The sequence below is a fragment of the Hydrogenophaga sp. genome, from assembly GCF_036675665.1.
GTDB lineage: Bacteria > Pseudomonadota > Gammaproteobacteria > Burkholderiales > Burkholderiaceae_C > Hydrogenophaga.
Window position 1 is genome coordinate 1 of sequence record NZ_JAKFEO010000024.1, and the last position, 1,831, is coordinate 1,831.

1 protein-coding gene and 1 pseudogene are annotated in these 1,831 nt (G+C 65.5%); both read left to right on the top strand.

Annotated features, from left to right (window positions below; genetic code table 11):
- A pseudogene (locus V6M63_RS10060) lies at window positions 1-205 on the top strand (methyl-accepting chemotaxis protein); the annotation flags it as partial.
- A 60-nt stretch (window positions 206-265) separates the two neighbouring features.
- Window positions 266-1,831: methyl-accepting chemotaxis protein (locus V6M63_RS10065; RefSeq protein WP_332741446.1), on the top strand; the 1,566-nt coding region annotated here is incomplete at its 3' end.

The window sequence follows — 1,831 nt, forward strand, 5'->3', positions numbered from 1 at the left end:
CGACATCATTGGCGAGATCACGGCGGCGGCGGGCGAGCAGAGCGACGGCATTGGCCAGGTCAACGTGGCGGTGACGCAGCTCGACCAGATGACGCAGCAGAACGCCGCGCTGGTCGAAGAGAGTGCCGCGGCCGCCGAAAGCCTGAAAGACCAGGCCAGCCGCCTCACCGAGGTCATCAGGATCTTCCGCACAAGCGGTGCGTGACCGGTCTGTTGCCGATCCGCGCCATCGAATTCCTTTTCAACTCAAAGAAGACTTCCGACCATGCAAACCATGATGCGCCAGTTCTCCATCCGAACCCGAATGATGGGCGCCATCGGCGTCGTTCTGGTCCTGCTGACCATGATCGGCGGCGCGGGCCTGTGGGGCATGAGCCGATTGCACGACCTCAGCGTGGAGTTTGTGGATCACGCCTTCGAGAAGACGCTCACCTTGTCCCGCCTTCAGGTGGCGCTGGGCGACATGGGTCGCTACGAGAAAGACATGATCATCGGCTACGAAAAGCCCGAGGCCGTGCTCAAGGCCAAGGCCCAATGGGAAGGCGCGCGCGACGCCGCCCTGCAGCAGATGGACCACATGCTGGTGGGCGATGAGGGTGGCGATGCCGCCATCGTGCGCGAGATGAAGGAGCAGCTCGCGGCGTACGTCAAAGCGGCGGAGCCGGTGATCCGCCAACTGGCCGACAACGGCTACGACACAGCCACCGTGGCCAATCGCATGCTGGCGCGCGCACACGAGCAGTACACCGGCATTCTGGTCAACCTCAAGCGCGTTGAAGAAGTGCTCAAGGTGGAGGCCACCACGCTGCAGCGGGACGAGAAAGACATCAACGCCCAGACCCTGCTCATCTTCGGCGTGGCGGTGGCGCTGGCGGCACTGATCGTGGTCCCCACCACGCTGTCCAACATGCAAAGCATCTGCCAACCGCTGGACGAAGCCCAGCGCCTGGCCGCCGCCATCGCCAGCGGAGACCTGACGCAATCGGTGCGCGTCACCGGCAAGGACGAACTGGCCGCCCTCATGCGAGCTCTGGGCGGCATGCAGGATTCGCTCTCGCGCATCGTGGGTGAGGTGCGCAACAGCACCGACAGCATCGGCACCGCCAGCGAGCAGATTGCCAGCGGCAACCAAGACCTCAGCGCACGCACCGAGCAGGCGGCCAGCAACCTGCAGCAGACGGCTGCCAGCATCGACCAGATCAACAGCACGGTGCGCCAGAGTGCCGACTCGGCGCGCCAGGCCACGCAGATGGCCGTGGCCAATGCCGAGGTGGCGGTGCGCGGTGGTCAGGTGGTCAGTCAGGTGGTCACGACCATGAACGAGATCAACCAGAGCAGCCAGAAGATCGGCGACATCATCGGTGTCATCGACGGCATCGCCTTCCAGACCAACATCCTCGCGCTCAACGCCGCCGTGGAAGCGGCGCGGGCCGGCGAACAGGGCCGCGGCTTTGCCGTGGTGGCCGCCGAAGTGCGCAGCCTGGCCCAGCGCAGCGCGCAGGCCGCCAAGGAGATCAAGGTGCTGATCGAAGCCAGCGTGAGCAAGGTCGACACCGGATCCAAGCTGGTGGCCCAGGCCGGCAGCACCATCGGCGAGATCGTGGCCAACGCGGAGAAGGTCTCGGTGTTCATCAGCGACATCACGACCGCCGCTCAGGAGCAGTCACAAGGCATCGGCCAGGTCAATGCCGCCGTGAGCCAGCTCGATCAGATGACGCAGCAGAACGCCGCGCTGGTCGAAGAGAGCGCCGCGGCCGCCGAGAGCCTGAAAGACCAGGCCAGCCGCCTGGCCGAGGTGGTGCGGGTGTTCCGCCTGTCGGACTCGGCACAC